12 protein-coding genes and 3 pseudogenes are annotated in these 18,421 nt (G+C 52.2%); 3 read left to right on the top strand and 12 right to left on the bottom strand.

All coding sequences use genetic code 11. From position 1 onward, the window contains the following. Positions 1–2,616, top strand: coding sequence for a bifunctional acetaldehyde-CoA/alcohol dehydrogenase (adhE, locus tag HMPREF2954_RS01000; protein ID WP_070688964.1), 2,616 nt, complete (start codon positions 1–3; stop codon positions 2,614–2,616). 427 nt (positions 2,617–3,043) lie between these two features. Here adhE and HMPREF2954_RS00995 read toward each other — a convergent pair whose 3' ends face one another. From HMPREF2954_RS00995 to leuS, 7 genes and pseudogenes are all read right to left on the bottom strand, one after another. Next, a complete protein-coding gene (locus HMPREF2954_RS00995; protein ID WP_045072189.1) occupies positions 3,044–3,955 on the bottom strand; it encodes a helix-turn-helix transcriptional regulator in 912 nt (303 codons plus the stop codon). Between the two features lie 149 nt (positions 3,956–4,104). After that, positions 4,105–4,418: pseudogene (locus HMPREF2954_RS13190) on the bottom strand (hypothetical protein); the annotation flags it as partial. A gap of 24 nt (positions 4,419–4,442) precedes the next feature. Further along, entirely contained in the window at positions 4,443–4,748 is a 306-nt protein-coding gene (locus HMPREF2954_RS00990; protein WP_045072190.1) for a hypothetical protein, read from the bottom strand. Between the two features lie 170 nt (positions 4,749–4,918). Then, a pseudogene (locus HMPREF2954_RS12085) lies at positions 4,919–5,038 on the bottom strand (site-specific DNA-methyltransferase); the annotation flags it as partial. Further along, positions 5,031–5,219 (bottom strand): annotated as a pseudogene (locus tag HMPREF2954_RS13185) (DNA adenine methylase); the annotation flags it as partial. The pseudogenes HMPREF2954_RS13185 and HMPREF2954_RS12085, both read right to left, overlap by 8 nt. Further along, positions 5,168–5,959 carry a DpnI domain-containing protein gene (locus HMPREF2954_RS00980; protein WP_045072191.1) on the bottom strand — a complete coding sequence of 264 codons (792 nt, stop codon included), beginning with the start codon at positions 5,957–5,959 and terminating at the stop codon, positions 5,168–5,170. The pseudogene HMPREF2954_RS13185 and the gene HMPREF2954_RS00980, both read right to left, overlap by 52 nt. 293 nt (positions 5,960–6,252) lie before the next feature. Continuing rightward, positions 6,253–8,883, bottom strand: a complete 2,631-nt coding sequence (gene leuS, locus HMPREF2954_RS00975) for a leucine--tRNA ligase (RefSeq protein WP_045072208.1) — start codon at positions 8,881–8,883, stop codon at positions 6,253–6,255. A gap of 201 nt (positions 8,884–9,084) precedes the next feature. On the opposite strand from leuS, the gene dnaJ reads away from it, so the two are divergent. Then, positions 9,085–10,221 carry a molecular chaperone DnaJ gene (gene dnaJ / locus HMPREF2954_RS00970; protein ID WP_003761069.1) on the top strand — a complete coding sequence of 379 codons (1,137 nt, stop codon included), beginning with the start codon at positions 9,085–9,087 and terminating at the stop codon, positions 10,219–10,221. A gap of 387 nt (positions 10,222–10,608) precedes the next feature. Here dnaJ and HMPREF2954_RS00965 read toward each other — a convergent pair whose 3' ends face one another. The 5 genes from HMPREF2954_RS00965 to HMPREF2954_RS00940 all read right to left on the bottom strand — a co-directional run bounded on the left by HMPREF2954_RS00965 (position 10,609) and on the right by HMPREF2954_RS00940 (position 17,223). Then, entirely contained in the window at positions 10,609–11,583 is a 975-nt protein-coding gene (locus tag HMPREF2954_RS00965) for a S49 family peptidase (RefSeq protein WP_045072193.1), read from the bottom strand. 81 nt (positions 11,584–11,664) lie between these two features. After that, on the bottom strand, positions 11,665–12,615 hold the full coding sequence (locus HMPREF2954_RS00960) for a YheT family hydrolase (RefSeq protein ID WP_045072194.1): 951 nt from the start codon (positions 12,613–12,615) through the stop codon (positions 11,665–11,667). Then, on the bottom strand, positions 12,615–13,115 hold the full coding sequence (locus HMPREF2954_RS00955; protein WP_231574583.1) for a phosphatase PAP2 family protein: 501 nt from the start codon (positions 13,113–13,115) through the stop codon (positions 12,615–12,617). The genes HMPREF2954_RS00960 and HMPREF2954_RS00955 overlap by 1 nt, the downstream gene beginning before the upstream one ends. A 716-nt stretch (positions 13,116–13,831) precedes the next feature. After that, positions 13,832–14,818, bottom strand: a complete 987-nt coding sequence (locus HMPREF2954_RS00945; RefSeq protein WP_070688963.1) for a peptidylprolyl isomerase — start codon at positions 14,816–14,818, stop codon at positions 13,832–13,834. Further along, complete coding sequence (locus HMPREF2954_RS00940) at positions 14,815–17,223, bottom strand: LPS-assembly protein LptD (RefSeq protein ID WP_197067768.1); 2,409 nt, start codon at positions 17,221–17,223, stop codon at positions 14,815–14,817. The genes HMPREF2954_RS00945 and HMPREF2954_RS00940 overlap by 4 nt, the downstream gene beginning before the upstream one ends. Before the next feature lie 69 nt (positions 17,224–17,292). On the opposite strand from HMPREF2954_RS00940, the gene amgK reads away from it, so the two are divergent. Next, on the top strand, positions 17,293–18,297 hold the full coding sequence (amgK, locus tag HMPREF2954_RS00935) for an N-acetylmuramate/N-acetylglucosamine kinase AmgK (RefSeq protein ID WP_045072200.1): 1,005 nt from the start codon (positions 17,293–17,295) through the stop codon (positions 18,295–18,297). The last annotated feature ends 124 nt before the right edge of the window (positions 18,298–18,421 follow it).

Here is an 18,421-nt window from a genome sequence, read left to right as displayed (position 1 = left end):
ATGAACGCATCAGCCGACAATGTCGTCAGCCCCGCCGTAGCCGAGGTCAACAGTTTGGTTGAAAAGGGTTTGCGCTCGTTGGACGAGTTTCGCAAGCTGAATCAGGAGCAGATTGATTATATCGTTGCCAAAGCCTCCATTGCCGCGCTGGACAAACATGGTGTACTCGCCATGCACGCGGTTGAAGAAACGGGACGCGGTGTATTTGAAGATAAGGCGACCAAAAACCTGTTTGCCTGCGAAAACGTCGTGCGCCGCCTGCGCGATTTGAAAACCGTGGGCGTCATCAGTGAAGACGATGTAACCGGCATTACCGAAATCGCCGATCCGGTCGGGGTCGTCTGCGGTATCGTGCCGACCACCAATCCGACTTCCACCACCATTTTCAAATCCCTGATTGCGCTAAAAACCCGCAATCCGATTATTTTCTCGTTCCACCCTTCCGCCCAGCAGTGTTCCGCCCACGCCGCCCAAATCGTGCGCGATGCCGCGATTGCCGCCGGCGCGCCGGAAAACTGTATCCAGTGGATTGAAAAACCGTCTATGGAAGGTACTTCCGCGCTGATGAAGCATCCGGGTGTGGCGACGATTTTGGCGACCGGCGGCAATGCGATGGTGGAAGCTGCTTATTCCTGCGGGAAACCCGCGCTCGGCGTCGGGGCGGGCAACGTACCTGCCTATGTCGAAAAAACGGCAAACATCCAGCAGGCGGCACACGACATCGTGATGTCCAAGGCGTTCGACAACGGCATGATTTGCGCCAGCGAACAAGCCGTCATCGCCGACAAAGAGATTTATAAAGAGTTGGTCGAAGAGTTCAAATCCTACGGCGTGTACTTCGCCAACAAAAAAGAAAAAGCCATGCTCGAAGACTTCATCTTCGGCGTTACGGCAAATTGCGCGAACTGCGGCGGCGCGAAACTCAATTCCGCCGTTGTGGGCAAACCGGCGGCGTGGATTGCCGAACAGGCTGGGTTTAAAGTGCCTGAAAAAACCAACATCATCATCGCCGAATGCCGCGAAGTCGGCCCCAACGAACCGCTGACCCGCGAAAAACTCTCGCCCGTACTGGCAATGCTCAAAGCAGATTCCACCGAACAAGGCTTGCAGTTTGCCGAACAAATGGTCGCCTTCGACGGCTTGGGACACTCCGCCGCCATCCATACCGCCGACCATGAATTGGCAAAAACCTTCGGCACCCGCGTCAAAGCCCTGCGCGTGATTTGGAACTCGCCCTCCACCTTCGGCGGCATCGGCGACGTTTACAACGCCTTCCTGCCGTCCCTGACCTTGGGCTGCGGCTCTTACGGCAAAAACTCCGTCGGCGGCAACGTCAGCGCAGTCAACCTGTTAAACATCAAAAAAGTAGGCCGTCGGAGAAACAACATGCAATGGTTCAAAGTACCCGCCAAAATCTATTCCGAGCGCGATTCCATCCAATATCTGCAAGACATGAAAGACTGTGAAAAAGTCATGATTGTGACCGACCGTTCGATGGTCGATTTGGGCTTCGTCGATAAAGTGACCCACCAGCTCCACCAACGCAAAAACAAAGTAACCATCCAGCTTTTCACCGATGTCGAGGCCGATCCGAGTGTCCAAACCGTCTATAAAGGCACGGATTTGATGCGCAGCTTCCAGCCCGACACCATCATCGCGCTGGGCGGCGGCTCGCCGATGGACGCGGCAAAAGCCATGTGGCTCTTCTACGAACAGCCCCAAGTCGATTTTGAAGACCTCGTCCAAAAATTCATGGACATCCGCAAACGCGCCTTCCGCTTCCCCGAGTTGGGCCGCAAAGCCAAATTCATCGGCATCCCCACCACATCGGGCACAGGCTCCGAAGTCACGCCGTTTACCGTCATCAGCGACGGCGACAAAAAATACCCCATCGCCGACTACTCGCTGACCCCGACCATCGCCATCGTCGATCCCGCGTTTACCATGACCGTCCCCGCCGGCGTAACCGCCGACACCGGTCTGGACGTACTGACCCACGCCGTAGAAGCATACGTTTCCGTGCTCGCCAACGACTTTACCGACGGCCTCGCCCTGCAAGCCATCAAACTTGTGTTCCAATACCTCGAACGCTCCTACAAACACGGCGCATCCGACCCCGAAGCGCGCGAACACATGCACAACGCTTCCACCATCGCAGGCATGGCATTCTCCAACGCATTCCTCGGCATCAACCACTCAATGGCGCACAAAATCGGCGGCAAATACCACGTTCCGCACGGCCGCGCCAACGCCATCCTGCTGCCGCACGTCATCCGCTACAACGGCACGCGCCCGCAGAAAACCGCCACCTGGCCGAAGTACAACTACTACAAAGCCGACCTGAAATATCAGGAAATCGCCCGTACCTTAGGCCTGCCATGCGCCACCCCGGCCGAAGGCGTAGAATCCTTCGCCCGCGCCTGTCATGAACTGGCAGTCAACGTCGGCATCAAAATGTCGTTCAAAGAACAAGGCATAGACGAAAAAACCTTTATCGACGGCCGCAAAGAACTGGCAATGCTGTCCTTCGAAGACCAATGCACCCCCGCCAACCCGCGTCTCGCATTGGTCGCCGACATGGAAGAAATCTTGACCAAAGCCTATTACGGCGAATAAGGTTCGTGTAAACCATAAAGCGTAAGAAAAAGGTCGTCTGAAAACCGTATTTCGGGTTTTCAGACGACCTCTGTTTTTATGTAGTCCCCCGCTTATGAATGCTTCACTTATTTTTAGCAGCCGTAGAGTGGGCTTTGCCTACGGAACACATAAGGCGGAATAGTCTCGACAAGATTTTGTATTTCGCGGGCATAGCCCACGCTACGATTTGAAGTATGGTGGATTAAATTTAAATCAGGACAAGACGACGAAGCCGCAGACAGTACAGATAGTACGGCAAAGCAACGCCGTACTGGTTTAAAGTTAATCCACTATACCTCAAATCTTTCCGCTCCGAACGCCGTCAAGCATCTAATAGGTTCATATGAACAAAGGTCGTCTGAAAACCTGAAACATGGTTTTCAGACGACCTTTCACTATTGCCCTATCACTCGCCTCGTTTTCTCAACTCCGCCGGCGTGCAGCCGAAATATTCGCGAAATGCCTTGGTAAAGCTTGAAACATGGGCGTAGCCGCAACGGTAGGCTGTTTCGCCTATGCTGACGCTGTCCGTACCCAAAGCATACAGCGCATATTGCATATGCTTGTGCCGCAGCCACTCGCTCGCCGTCGTACCGAACGATTCTTTCAGGCGGCGTTGCAGCGTCCGCTCGCTGATATACAGCGCGTCGGCAAGTGCAGATACTTGGTGCGCACCCGCATCGAATGCCTGGTTGAGCAGACGGATGAAACTTTCCGAAGGATGAGGCGGTTCGGCGGCGGTTTCGGTATAGGGATAGCGGTTGAGAAAATCCGTCCATAGTCCAGCCAAAAGTTGCAACACGTCCGCTTCACGCTGTAAGTCGTCCGCCAATCCGCCGTGCTCCGCCCCCTTCAAGCTGCTTAAAGCAAGGCGGCGCAAACTACTGTCCAGCGGCCAATGTCTGACTTTTTCCCGATAAACCGCCTGCAGCAAACCCGCATATTGCGGGCGCGCCAGCCAGCGGTCTAGCCCCTTGAGCGTCAGTTTCGCCGTATGCCCGCCTTCATACAAATAACGGCTGAATAAGATTTCCTCGTCGCACGCAATCAATAGGACATGTCCGCCTTCAGCCTCAATACGGTAACGTTTGCGATTGATGCCGAAATCCAAACTGCCTTCGAGCAGCAGGACAAACGCGATGTATGGCTCCGACAGGCGCGTGCTTTGGAATGTTTTGCGCGCGGTCAGGCTGCCGCCGTGCAGGGAAATGCCGCTGCACAAGGTTTCAAAACGGTAGCTGCCGTCCAAATAGTCGCCTCCTTCGCCCTGTTGAACCATGTTGACGAGCTGTTGGCTGTTAAGACAGGATGTTTCCATAAGCTGTGTGGCGGAATCCGCGTATTTTGAACAAAAGGTCGGGCTACTTTATCACAATGGCAGAAAGACGGAAAACGGCGGGGATTGGTGAAAGGTCGTCTGAAATGATATTCAGACGACCTTGAACGGCTGTGTTTTAAATATGGTATTTATTCATTCATTTCACCATCAGGTAGTCCAAACCACCTTAAGGGAATCGTATTAAATTGGTAATGACAGTTAACACAGATAATATAATCTAAAACATCCTTATATTCTGGTTTGTTATACCAGTCATTTAAAACATAGACATATTCAACCCGCCAACCTAAAGAGTAACCAATTTTGTATATTGTTTTCTCTTAAAGTCGCAAGTTTGTAATTTCTCATCTACTGAACTAGGGGTTTGTTGGAATTTGATTTCAATAATAAATAAGGTATCACGGATGATGATAAATAAACCATTGTCGGATAGTAATCTTTTGTCCGGTTGGTACAAGGGGCTTTTTTACCGTTGGTTTCGTTGAGCATTCATTTGCTGCTGCCTGATGTGTTCGTTCAATTCGTATTGTTTCTGTATTTCAGTTTTGCCGCTGTAAGAACTTTTTCTAGGTGATGACTTGAATAAATTATCTGCAATTTCGTCGCTGCTTGGCAGGAATGGTAGGAAAAAACGGATGATGTTGTAGAAAAAACCGGCAACAAACCAAAGGAGCATTACCGGAATGGCGTATGCAAGCCAGAGACCGACGATAACGACAACGGCAGTGCCAATAAACACGATGCAGTTGATGATGATCTGAAACCAGTCCATATGTTTTCTCGATTTTGTTTAAAAACGTTCGTTAAGGGGTCAAATTTCATCTAGATAGATGGTCTTTCCAATTAATATTGTATTCTGGTCTTTCCAAAAATCGGTAAAACTCATATTTTTGAAACAATAAGCCTTCAATTTTCATTGAACCAAACTTCATAACCGGCATTTATCTTTTGCATGGCGTTAAGGGAATTTTCGTTGTAGAGGACAAGGTCGTCTGAAACGATTTTTTTCAAACGGTTTTGATAAATGGCGGCTTCTTCAGCCGGTTTGTCGAAATCACTCATAAATTGCCAGCAATTCTCCAACCTTCTTACGGCTGCTGCCCTTTGCAGCGATATTGCGTTGTACTTCAACTGTTTTCAGAATGGCAGAAGAATAAATATCCCTTGTGAATTCAATATCATGATTTGAAATCAAAACGCCTTGGGAGTTGGGGGCAATTTGTTGATTTTTCTGTAAAGTCCGCGACCAATGAATTCGATCATATTTTGATCACGCAAAATTTGCAACTGTTGGCGGATTTTGTCTTTGATATGGTTGTTTTGGGGAAATTGGATAGATAGTTTGTTTTCAAATTCATACATTTGCGACAATGTGAATTCTTTGGGGAGTTGGTCGATACATTTCATAATAGCCAAAAGCCAGCCTTTGCGTTCCGCATTTTGGTTGCGTAAAAATAGATTGGATTGCCATTTTTTCAGAACAATTTCGGGTTCGATAATGCGGGAATTGTCTATTAAGAATATTTTGCCGCTTTCAGGTAAAGGTACAAGATTAATGGAGCACATGATGTGGTGTGGTCGGTTTTTAATGCCTTTATTTCTGGGAATAATCATGTCCGGTGTTATGAAATGTTTAGGTACGAGCACCAATTGCTGTATGGAATAATCCGCTTTTTTATATGCAAGAAAGAAAAAGTTGGGGTTGGTATCTGACTGGATGCGCTCCAACATGGTGTGATATGCACCGTCAGGCACACTGTTACCTATAGTTTTTTGATTTTTACTCTTTAATTCATATTGCTCGTGACAGTTTGGACAAAAGAGGTCTGCAACAGGTTTGTTATTGGTAAATCTCTGCATCGGCTTGCTTCCGCAACAGGGGCAGTAGCCGTTTTTTTCTAGCCAAGCCTCGCTCATTACACGGATTTTGTGGGTTGCTTTATTTTGCTGCTTTCCCAATTCGGTATCGAAAAATAAATTCATGTTTTGGATTTTGAGATTAAGTTATGGTGGATTAAATTTAAATCAGGACAAGACCGACGAAGCCGCAGACAGTACATATAGTACGGAACCGATTCACTTGGTGCTTCAGCACCTTAGAGAATCGTTCTCTTTGAGCTAGGGCGAGGCAACGCCGTCCTGGTTTAAAGTTAATCCACTATATTTGAGGTCTGTAATGCAGACAACCCAATCTACCTTAAAAAGGTCGTCTGAAAACCCTGTTTCCAAGTTTTCAGACGACCTTTCCTAATTACAGCAATCAATGCCGATCGGCTTTACACCACGATGTTCACCAGTCTGCCCGGTACGACGATGATTTTCTTGGCAGGCTTGCCTTCCATGAATTTCACCGCGCCTTCGGTGGCGAGTGCGGCGGCTTCGAGGTCGGCTTTGGAGGCGTCGGCGGCGACGGTGATTTTGCCGCGTAGTTTGCCGTTGACTTGAACCATCACTTCGATTTCGGATTTGACCAAGGCGGCTTCATCGACGGTCGGCCAGCCTGCTTCCCACAGTTTCGCGCCGTTCAATTCGCTCCACAGGGTTTCGCAGATGTGCGGCACGATGGGCCACAACAGGCGTACGGCGGTTTCCAATACTTCTTGAGCGACGGCGCGGCCTTGTTCGCTGCCGGTGTCGGTTTTGTCGTATTGGTTGAGCAATTCCATCACGGCGGCGATGGCGGTGTTGAACTGCTGGCGGCGGCCGTAGTCGTCGCTGACTTTTGCGGTGGTGGCGTGCAGTTTGTGGCGCAGGTCTTTGAGTTCTTTAGACAAACCGTCTTGGTTGCCTGCAAACGCTTTGACTGCTTCGCCTTGTTTCAGGTATTCGTAAACGGTGCGCCACAGGCGGCGCAGGAAGCGGTGTGCGCCTTCGACGCCGCTGTCGCTCCATTCGAGGGACTGTTCGGGCGGTGCGGCGAACATCATGAACAGACGGGCGGTGTCCGCGCCGTAGGCGTTAATCAGCTCTTGCGGATCGACGCCGTTGTTTTTGGACTTGGACATTTTTTCCGTGCCGCTGATGACGACGGGCAGTCCGTCGGCTTTGAGGACGGCGGAAACGGGGCGGCCTTTGTCGTCGAAAGTCAATTCGACATCGGCGGGGTTGATCCAGTCTTTGCTGCCGTTGGCGTTTTCGCGGTAGTAGGTTTCGCAGACGACCATGCCTTGCGTGAGCAGGCGTTCAAACGGTTCGTCCACGCTGACCAAGCCTTCGTCGCGCATCAGTTTGGTGAAGAAGCGCGCGTACAAGAGGTGCAGAATCGCGTGTTCGATACCGCCGATGTATTGGTCGACCGCGCCCCAGTATTTCGCGGCTTCAGTCGATACCATGCCTTCTGCGAACTTGGGCGACATATAGCGGAAGAAATACCAGCTCGATTCCATGAAGGTGTCCATGGTGTCGGTTTCGCGTTTCGCCGCGCCGCCGCAACATGGACAGGTGGTTTCGTAAAACCCGGGCATTTTTGCCAGTGGCGAACCCATGCCGTCGGGTACGACGTTTTCAGGCAGGACGACGGGCAGTTGGTCGGCGGGGACGGGTACGTCGCCGCATTTTTCGCAATGGACGATGGGAATCGGGCAGCCCCAGTAGCGTTGGCGCGAAATACCCCAGTCGCGCAGGCGGTATTGGGTTTTCGGTTCGCCTGCGTCTTGGCTTTGCAGCTTGGCGGCGATGGCGTCGAATGCCGTCTGAAAATTCATGCCGTCCAAGTCGCCGCTGTTGACCAATACGCCGTTTTCTTTGTCGCCGTACCATTCTTGCCATTGGTTTGCGTCAAATGCGTTGTCGCCGACGGCAATGACCTGTTTTTTCGGCAGGCTGTATTTGGTGGCGAACTCGAAATCGCGTTCGTCGTGCGCCGGAACCGCCATTACCGCGCCGTCGCCGTAGCCCCACAATACATAGTTGGCAATCCACACTTCCAGCTTGTCGCCGCTGAGAGGATTAATGACAAAACGACCGGTCGGCACGCCTTTTTTCTCCATCGTCGCCATATCGGCTTCGGCAACCGAACCGGCTTTGCATTCGGCGATAAATGCCTGCAATTCGGGTTTGTCGGCGGCTGCGGCGGTTGCCAGCGGATGCTCGGCGGCAACGGCAACATAAGTTGCGCCCATCAGCGTGTCGGGACGGGTGGTATAAACTTGCAGGAATTTCGCGTAATCGCCTTCCAAACCTTGTTTGCTGTCGTCTGAAACGGCGAAGCGCACGGTCATACCGCGAGATTTGCCGATCCAGTTGCGTTGCATGGTTTTGACTTGTTCCGGCCAGTGTTCCAGCTTGTCCAAGTCGTTGAGCAGCTCTTCGGCGTAATCGGTGATTTTGAAGTAATACATCGGAATTTCGCGTTTTTCGATCAACGCGCCCGAACGCCAGCCGCGCCCGTCGATGACTTGCTCGTTGGCAAGGACGGTTTGGTCGACCGGGTCCCAGTTCACCGTGCCGTTTTTGCGATAGACGATGCCTTTTTCAAACAGCTTGGTAAACAGCCATTGTTCCCAGCGGTAGTATTCGGGTTTGCAGGTGGCGACTTCGCGCTCCCAGTCAATCGCAAAACCCAGGCTTTTGAGCTGGGTTTTCATGTATTCGATGTTGTCGTAGGTCCAAGCAGCGGGGGCGACGTTGTTTTTCATCGCCGCATTTTCCGCCGGCATGCCGAACGCGTCCCAACCCATAGGCTGCATGACGTTGAAGCCGTTTAAGAGTTTGAAGCGGCTCAATACGTCGCCGATGGTGTAGTTGCGCACATGCCCCATGTGCAGCTTGCCGCTGGGGTAGGGGAACATGGAGAGACAGTAGTATTTGGGTTTGGAAGCGTCTTCGGAGACGTTGAAAATACGGGCGTCATCCCATTTTTTCTGCGCCGCAGGCTCGATGGCGGCGGGCTGGTAATGTTCTTGCATGGTCATTCTGTTTTTCGCTTGAAAACGTTAGGAAAAATAAAGGAGGGATTATAGCAGGTTGTCGTTAGGTCGGTTTGACAAAGGTCGTCTGAAAACAGAACGGTATTTTTCAGACGACCTTTTATTCAGACACTTGAGTTTTCCCCACCCCACCCATATATCCGGTCTAGTTTTTACACATATTCAACAACCATTACTATCATGAGCAACCAAGATTTTTATGCAACACTCGGCGTGGCGCGCGGTGCGAGCGACGACGAAATCAAAAAAGCCTACCGCAAGCTGGCGATGAAATACCACCCCGACCGCAATCCCGGCGACAAAGAAGCGGAAGAAAAATTTAAAGAAGTTCAAAAAGCCTACGACACCTTGTCCGACAAAGAAAAACGCGCCATGTACGACCAATACGGCCATGCCGCGTTCGAACAGGGCATGGGCGGCGGCGCGGGCGGATTCGGCGGTTTTGGCGGGTTCGGCGGCGCGCAAGGCTTCGACTTTTCCGACATCTTCAGCCAAATGTTCGGCGGAGGCGGGGGCGGCGGCCGCCAGCAAAACTATCAAGGCGCGGATTTGCAGGTCGGCGTCGAAATCACGCTGGAAGATGCCGCCAAAGGCATCAAAAAACGCATCAACATCCCGACCTACGAAGAATGTGATGTCTGCCACGGCAGCGGCGCAAAACCCGGTACGTCCGCATCAACTTGTTCGACCTGTCACGGTTCCGGTACGGTACACGTCCGCCAAGCCATTTTCCAAATGCAGCAGACCTGTCCGACCTGCCACGGCACAGGCAAGGAAATCAAAGATCCGTGCGTCAAATGCCGTGGCGAAGGCCGCACCAAAACCAGCAAAACCGTTGAGGTCAATATTCCCGCCGGCATCGACGACGGTCAACGCATCCGCTTGAGCGGCGAAGGCGAACCGGGTACGCACGGTGCGCCCGCAGGCGATTTGTACGTCAACGTCCGCGTCAAAGAACACAAAATCTTCGAGCGCAACGGCTTGGATTTGCATTGCGAGCTGCCCATCAGTTTCGCCGTCGCAGCCTTGGGCGGCGAAGTCGAAGTTCCGACTTTGGACGGCAAAGTCAAACTGAACATCCCGAAAGAAACGCAAACCGGCCGCCGTATGCGCGTCAAAGGCAAAGGCATCAAATCCCTACGCTCCAGCGCGACGGGCGATTTGTACTGCCACGTTGTGGTGGAAACGCCGGTCAACCTGACCGACCGCCAGAAAGAGTTGCTGGAAGAGTTCGAAAAAATCTCCACCGGCCTTGACCGCAGCCAAACCCCGCGTAAAAAATCGTTCTGGGACAAAGTCGGCGAACTGTTTGACTGATTCGGGTTTGAAAACAGCAAAAGGTCGTCTGAAAGCTGATATTGTCGGCTTTCAGACGACCTTTCTCCAACCTGTTTTAAAGAAAGCCAAAAATAGAACGGATAATTTGCAACCAATACACTTGATGCATAGTTACCTTTGGGAATTGTTCTTTGACTACGACGAGACAACATGATACCGGTTTAACGTTGATCTGCTACGCGATATTCGGGCAGCTCTTCCGTGGGCAAAGCCCATGCTACGAATGAAGGAATTCGGTTCTAAATGGATGTAAATACCCGCTTACCGCTATTACGATATTCCTCTCTTCATTTTCCGCAGAATCAATATCCTCCAAAACAAAACGTCGTCTGAAAGCTTTTCAGACGACATTTTGTTTGTATTGCCTTACCACATTTTCGACAATGTTTTTTCCACTTCAGCTTTGACTTGCGCACCAAAGCGACGGCTCAGAATTTTTCTGAAATCGTCTTCGGGCATATAACTGACCAGCTCAGGGGCTTTGACGACATCGCGGGCGATGCTGTAAACGCTGCCGAAGTCGTCAATCAGTCCGACTTTTTTTGCTTCAAGGCCTACATAAATACGACCACTGAATACGTCAGGATACTCTTTGTCCTTCAATTTTTCACCACGCCCGAGCTTGACGGCCTTGATGAATTCTTGATGGGTATCTGACAGTATACCTTCCCAGATTTTCCCCTGTTCGGGCGTTTCGGGGGTAAAAGGGTCGCCCATGCCTTTATTACTGCCTGCGGTTTTCAGACGACGTTTGATACCTAATTTTTCCATCAGTCCGGTTACGTCGAAACCGCCGCCGATCACGCCGATACTGCCGACAATGCTGGAGGGGTTGGCATAAATTTTGTCCGCGGCAGCAGCGATGTAGTAGCAGCCGGAGGCGCACATATCCTCAGCAACAACATAGACGGGAATGTTTTTATGTTCGCTTTTTAAACGACGTATCTCGTTAAAAGCGGTATTGGAGATAACGGGCGAACCGCCGGGGCTGTTGGCGCGGATGACGATGCCTTTTGCATTCGGATTGTTGTAGGCCGCCTCCATGCTGTCGCGCAGCATTTTGACCTGATCGTCCATGCCGCCGCCTATTTCGCCTTCCAATGTGATGACTGCCGTATGCTCTTTACCTGTGGCCAGCCCTTGTCCGGCCGTGCCGTCGTCCGAACCGAACCATAATGCGGCAATCAGCAGGACGCCGATAATCCGCCAGAAGTTGCGCCAAAAACGGGCGCGCCGCTGCTCTTTATAGGCGGCAAGCAGTACGTCGCGCAACACGTCCCGTTCCCAGCGGCCTTCCGGGCCGTCCGGACGTTTATCGGGGTATCCGTTGGTTTCTTGCATAATTTTCCTTTGTTTCTAAATAAATCCTAAATCAGGTTCGGGGCATTTTATAACAAAACTTCCGGCTGAAAAACCTTCCGTTTACTCGAATGCCTCAAAATACGCCAGCAGGGTTTGCGGCAGCCATTGCAGGTTCAGACGACCTTTGTCGCGGCTGACGAACGCAGCGTGTCCGCCGTATTGGGGTTGCAGCAGCGTAACGGCGGACGAAACCTCTTCTACCGTCGGCAAGGCTTTCGGCGGTAGAAACGGGTCGTTGACGGCGTTGAGCAGCAAAAGCGGCGTGCGTACGGTTTTCAGCCAAGGCTTGCACGAAGCGCGGCGGTAATAATCATGCCGGTCGGCGAAACCGTGCAGCGGCGCGGTAAACCTGTCGTCAAAATCCCCCAGCGTTTTGCATTCTTTCAACGAGGTCGCCTGAAAACCTGTTGCGGCGGCTTTGGGCAATAAAGATTTTAAAAAATAGCGGGTGTAGAGCAGTTTTGACATTCCCTTATCAAAGCGCGTGCCTGCCGCTGCCGCATCCACCGGCGCAGAGACGGCGGCAGCGGCGTAAGGGACAGCAGCCATGCCCAGACTGCCGTATTCGCCCAAATATTTTGCCAGCGCATTGCCGCCCAAAGACACGCCCGCAGCATAAATCCTGCGGTAGCGTTCAGACAGCATTTCCAGCATAAAGCCGATTTCCCGCGTATCGCCCAAATGATAAAACACAGGCGCGGTATTCTCCACGCCGCCGCAACTGCGGAAATGCACTACCACGCCGTTCCAGCCTTTTTCAATGACCGCGCGCATCAATTCAACGGCGTAATGGCTGCGGCTGCTGCCCTCCAATCCGTGAAACAAAACTACTAAAGGTGCATCGGGATCGGCAGCATCGACAAAATCACAGGCAACCAAAGTTCGTCCCGTACTGTCCGGCAGCAGCTCGCGGCGGTAGGCAGGTGCGGGGCGTTGAATGAATTTGGCAAATATTGTGTCCGCATGACCGTTGCGCAGCCATAAGGGCGTATTCGGGCATAAGGTTTCCATTATTCGAAATCCTTCTTGAAAACAACATAATAAACCAATAGCGCCGTCAGCGTCCCATTCGTCCATCCCGCCCAAACATCCGTCGGATAATGTACGCCTAAATAAACCCGTGAAAACCCCGTCAACAAGGCAAACAAGATGCCGACGGCAAAAGCGGTACGGAGGTATGCAGTCCGATAACACAATAGAATCAGCATCACTGCGACTGCGGCGGAAAACGTACTATGTCCGCTTGGAAACGAAAAATTGACCTCTTCGACGGCGCGAGGCCAAAGCAACGGGCGCGGACGCTGTATCCATGCCTTTATCCAAAGCATATTCAAAGTCGGCAACAATGCCGCCAAAGGCACGAATACCGCTGCCCGCAGTTTGCCAAACCGCCACAGGCATACCGCCGCCAAACAGACCAGCGGTACGGCGACGGCGGTTTTACCCAGATAATGAAGCAACAGCGCAATCGGAAAAAACCATTGTCCTGTCTGTTCGTGAATGACAAACATCAACGGACGTTCGAATGCAAAACTCCCGCCATTTGCCAGATGGACGGCGATATAAACAGAAAGAGGCAAAAATACCACAATGGCAGTTTGTACAAAACGGCGGAAAAAAAGAAAAAAATCAGGCATAAATCAGTGAAAAAAATCAGGTTTGAATCAAATATCCGACAAACAAGCCGCGTTCTCAATCAAGAAGGACTAATTGATAGTCTTTGGCATTAATTTTTGATAATTATTGCTTTTTTCTCTCTGGAAAATCAGGTAAACCGAATAAGGATACCGCGAGAGGGTGTTATTCTGACCGTACAAACCAAACGGCATCCGTATCGTTTCCCGTCAGGGCAGGCGGATGGTTCCGATAATAATTTCATTCAACATTCGGAGGTTATTATGTCTGTGTCAGTATTGTTTTTAGAGGCGATTGTGGCTGTCGGCCTGGCATCCGTCGCCGCCATCGGCATACTGTGGGCAGGCGGAGCGGATTGGTAATCCGTCCGTATGCCGTTCCGTAAAAGGTCGTCTGAAAAACATTTTGTTTTTCAGACGACCTTTTTAATCGGCAACTATCATTCATATTTTATTGGATGCGACGGTAACGACGAAAACGGTTTTTTCTTTCCCTCGCTATATTATTAGGGTCGGTTTGATTTCGGATGGATGCCGCTTGCTGCAAAACAAAACGTCGTCTGAAAAACTTTCAGACGACGTCTGCATCCGCCTTAGCGTATGTCGATGTGCGCACCTTCGTGCAGTTCGCGCAGCAGGTTGATTTCCGCCTGTTCGACTTTTTGGCGCGACAGATATTGACGTATGGTGTTGTGTTGACGCTCTTCGGGCGTGCCGGCGTCACGGACATCGTTCAGCTTAATGATGTGCCAGCCGAATTGTGTGCGTACGGGTGGGCTGACTTGGCCGGGTTTGAGTTTGTGGACGGCTTCTTCAAACGGCGCAACCATCATGCCGTCGGCGAACCAGCCCAAATCACCGCCGCTGCTCGCGCTGCCGTCTTGCGAGTATTGGCGCGCCAAACCGGCGAAGTCCGCGCCGCTGCGGGCTTGTGCATAGATCTTGCGGATGGTACTTTCCGCGCCTGCCGCCGCGTTGTCGTTGTCGGCTTTAATCAGAATGTGTTGCGCATTGTATTGGCGCAGCGGCTCGCCTTCGGGCAGGGCGATGCCTTGCTGTTTCGCCTGTTCGATGGTACGTGCAACTTCGGCATCGCTGACGCGGCTGTGCTGCATGATTGCCTGCTGGTGCACTTTTTCCGCGATAATACTGTCCGCAATTTCACGGCGGGTAGATGCAGACGGGGTTTTCAGTGAAGGATTGGCGGCAACGACCGCCTCGACTTCTGCGTTATCTGCTTGAATATTCTTGCGTTTGCCCGCTTGGACAATCAAGGATTGGTTGATGAGTTGCGCCAGAACTTGTTCGCGCAATTCGTTATCGCCGATTTGTGTGCCTTTAGGGATGGTTCGGCGCGCCCGTTCGACTGCCTGCGCCAGTTGGCGGCGGGTAATCACTTCGTTGTCGGCGATGGCGGCAATGCCGTCGCTCAGATGTACGCCGTCAGAACGGGTTTCGGTATCGGTCGTCTGAACAGCGACGGGTTTGACGGATTTTTTTACTGTTTTGGCCTTAGGGGCTGCGTGTGCGTTCAATGCCAGACCGAGTGCGGCGGCAAGAATCAGGGGTTTGACGTTCATGGGGTAACTACCTCGTTGGTTTTGCTGTAGCCGGGAATGGCCAAGCGCAGTTTTTCAAATGGATTGTTGTCGAGATTGCTCAGGTCTTTGAGTTGGAGATTGAAGAATACGGCGTTTTTGCGGCTGTTTTCGCCGGTCACGTAGCGTTGTCCGACAAGGCTTGCGCTCCAGCAGCCGCAATTGCTTTTATATTCAGCTCCTACCAGCATTTCAAGAGGTTTCTTGGCTTGAATTTCGTAGTTGTAACGTGCAACTGCGTAAAGGTTTTTACGGATAGGCCATTGTGCCGCCAAATCGACTTGGCGGATTTTATCGTAGAAATAGTTGCCGTCGGATTGCAGGTAAATGCGTTCGTTGCGCCCGTATTTGTAACGCGCGCTCAACACTTTGCCCGGCTCGGGATTGTAGCGGACGGTCGCGGCATAGCTTTCGGCACGGCTTTGATTTTGGTTGTAGTGCAGATCGAAACCTACATGAAAGCTGTCACTCAGTTTGCCGTGTGCGAAGCCGACCCAGTCGGATTGGCTGCGTTCGTAGCGGCTGACGTTGCCGTCCAGCAATACGTTGTCGTTTTTGAAATAAAACTTTTGTCCGATACCAGCGCGGAATAGCTCGGCACCGTTGTTCGGATTGAGAAAACGGGTTTGCGCGGCGGCAGTCAGGCTGTTGGCGGAGTTGATGCGGTCGTTGCCGACGTACAGATTTTCACGGAAAAGCTGGTTGTAAGAGAAGCTGTTTTCCGAGGTGTCGAAATTAGGTAAGTCGTTTTGCGACTTGGTCGGGATGTAGTTGTAGAACAGGCGCGGTTCGAGGGTTTGCAGATAGGCTTTGCCGAACAAATTGGCGTTGCGCTCGAAGGTTATGCCGGTATCGACGTTGAATATCGGCAATACGCGGCTGACGCGGCGGCCGGATTGGTTGCCGAACGAGCCTAAGTCGTAATAAGTCGCGTGTACGCCGATTTTCGGACGGATATAGCCCCATTGGTTGTTGAAATCCCAGCGGACGCTGGGATACAGCACGGTACGGCTGCCGTCTTGTTTGCTGTCGTGTACGAAACGGGTGAACTGGCTGAATACGTTGATATTCGCTTTGCCCATGGTTTTCTGCCAACGTCCGGTCAGACGCGGCATGATGGCGTAAGGTTCGTCTTTGTAACCGTTTTGGTTGGCAAGGGTTTGGTATTTTTGTACGTTCAGCGCGCCGTCAAAAGAGCCGCCCCAGATATTGTCGCCGTAGTTCAGCCACAGTTGGCGGTTGAGGTTGACGTTGCTGGCAATGTCCTCGCGTCCGTAGAAGTCGCGGTAGTAATTGTCGTCTGAAACCTGATTGAAGCTGATACCGCCGCTGAGTTTGTCGGTCAGTTGGTGGTTGTGGTCAAACTTGATTTGATAGCGGTTGTTTTCGTGGCGTTTTTTATCGTGCGGCATCCAATCGCCGTCGATGACGCCGTTAAATTTCGGCTCGAGATAGCGAACCTGTCCGCCAAGCTGCACGCCGCGCGAGCTGATGATGCCGGGGCGGAAGGTAGCGTCCAAGTTGGGGGCGAGGTTGAAATAATAGGGAAGGGCGAGTTCCAAACCGTCCGAACCGGTTGACAAGGTCGGCACCAACAGACCGCTCTTGCGATGGCCGTTGAGCGGGAAATCCGCCCAAGGCGTATAAAGTACGGGAACGCCGCCGAACACCAGCGATGCGTCTTTTGCCACGCCTATGCCCGTTTCCTGATCGGTTTCGATGCTTTTCGCTTTGATGAACCAACTCGCATCGCCGGGCGAGCAGGTATTGAATTTGGTATTGATGAGCTTGTACAGCCCTTTGCCTTTCATTTCCGCCTTTTCGCTGACGCTTTGGAGGCGGCGGCCGTCTTTTTCGGCATCGACGCGGACGTATTCGCTCGAGCCGGTATTGTCTTTCAGGTTGTACACCAAAGTATCGCCGCTGACGGTCGAGCCGTCCTGATACAGCGTAAAGCGGTCGCCCGCCCTGACGGTATCGCTGGTTTGGTCGTAATCCGCCCAATCGGCGTTCAACACTTCCTGATTGCGCTCGATGATGACGTCGCCTTCGGCGCGGACGGCGACTTTAGACTGTCCGGCAACCTTGTCCGCAATCACGCGGGTGTAGTCCTGCGGCAGGGGGTCTTCGCCGCTGCGTTTGATTTCAGGCTGCTTGTTTGCTTCCGAAGCCTGATGCTGGCAAAACAGGCAGGTATCGCCCAAGGACAATTTATCCTGATCGGCAGGACGACGGTTTTCCCCGCTTTGAACCGCAGGCGGGGTGGCCCTTACCGGCTCGTAATCGGCAGGTTGCGGCAAAGATGCATTTTGCGCATATGCCCCTCCCGCGCCGAAGCCGACGCTTAACGCCAAAACCAATGGTTTGAGTGAAAATAAACGAGCCAAAATCGCCCCTTAAATCGGTTTGCCAGTTAGAATAGCGGTTATTTTAACCTGAAAATCCGCGACACCGCTATGCAACGACAAACCGAATTACAAAATTGGCTTCGCGCCGTCTATCCCGAACAAAACTTCGAATTGAGCTTCGCCGCCGCCGATGCCGACTTCCGACGCTACTTCCGCGCTGCTTTTGCCGACGGCAAGACCGTCATCTGCATGGACGCGCCGCCCGATAAAATGAGCGTCGCTCCTTACCTAAAAGTGCAAAAACTTTTCAATATGCTTAACGTTCCCCAAGTATTGCATGTGGACGAAGCGCAGGGATTTATGGTGCTCAACGACTTGGGCAGCACCACTTTCCTGACCGCCATGCAGCAAGAACAAGGCGCGGAGGCACACAAAGTCCTACTGCTTGAAGCCATAGACGAACTGGTCGGGTTGCAAAAAGCCAGCCGCGCGGGCGAATTGCCCGAGTACGACCGCGACATCATGCTGCGCGAAATCAACCTTTTCCCCGAATGGTTCGTCGCCAAAGAGCTCGGACGCGAACTCAACTTCAAACAACGCCAGCTTTGGCAGCAAACCATAGACACCCTGCTGCCGCCGCTGCTTGCCCAGCCGCAGGTGTACGTCCACCGCGACTTCATCGTCCGCAACCTCATGCTCACCACCGGCCGACCCGGCGTACTCGATTTCCAAGACGCACTCTACGGCCCGATTTCCTACGACTTGGTTTCCCTCCTGCGCGACGCCTTCATCGAATGGGAAGAAGAATTCGTCTTGGACTTGGTCATCCGTTACTGGGAAAAAGCCCGCGCCGCCGGATTGCCCGTACCCGCAGCGTTTGACGAGTTTTACCGCTGGTTTGAATGGATGGGCGTACAACGCCATCTGAAAGTTGCCGGCATCTTCGCCCGCCTGTACTACCGCGACGACAAAGACAAATACCGCCCCGAAATCCCGCGCTTCCTCAACTACCTGCGCCGCACCTCCCGCCGCTACACCGAGCTTGCTCCACTTTACGCGCTGTTGGTCGAACTGGTCGGCGATGATGAATTGGAAACCGGGTTTACGTTTTAAAAGACAGAGGGCTTTGTGCCATTCTTGATGATGAAAGAGGTCGTCTGAAAATCCTGAAATGGGGTTTCAGACGACGGAGGATTCGCATTCGAAGTGCAACTTTCCATAACAGAAAAAGGCCGGT

Origin of the sequence: Neisseria sp. HMSC067H09 (assembly GCF_001814135.1) — a bacterium.
GTDB lineage: Bacteria > Pseudomonadota > Gammaproteobacteria > Burkholderiales > Neisseriaceae > Neisseria.
This window is presented reverse-complemented; position numbering and strand designations above follow the sequence as displayed.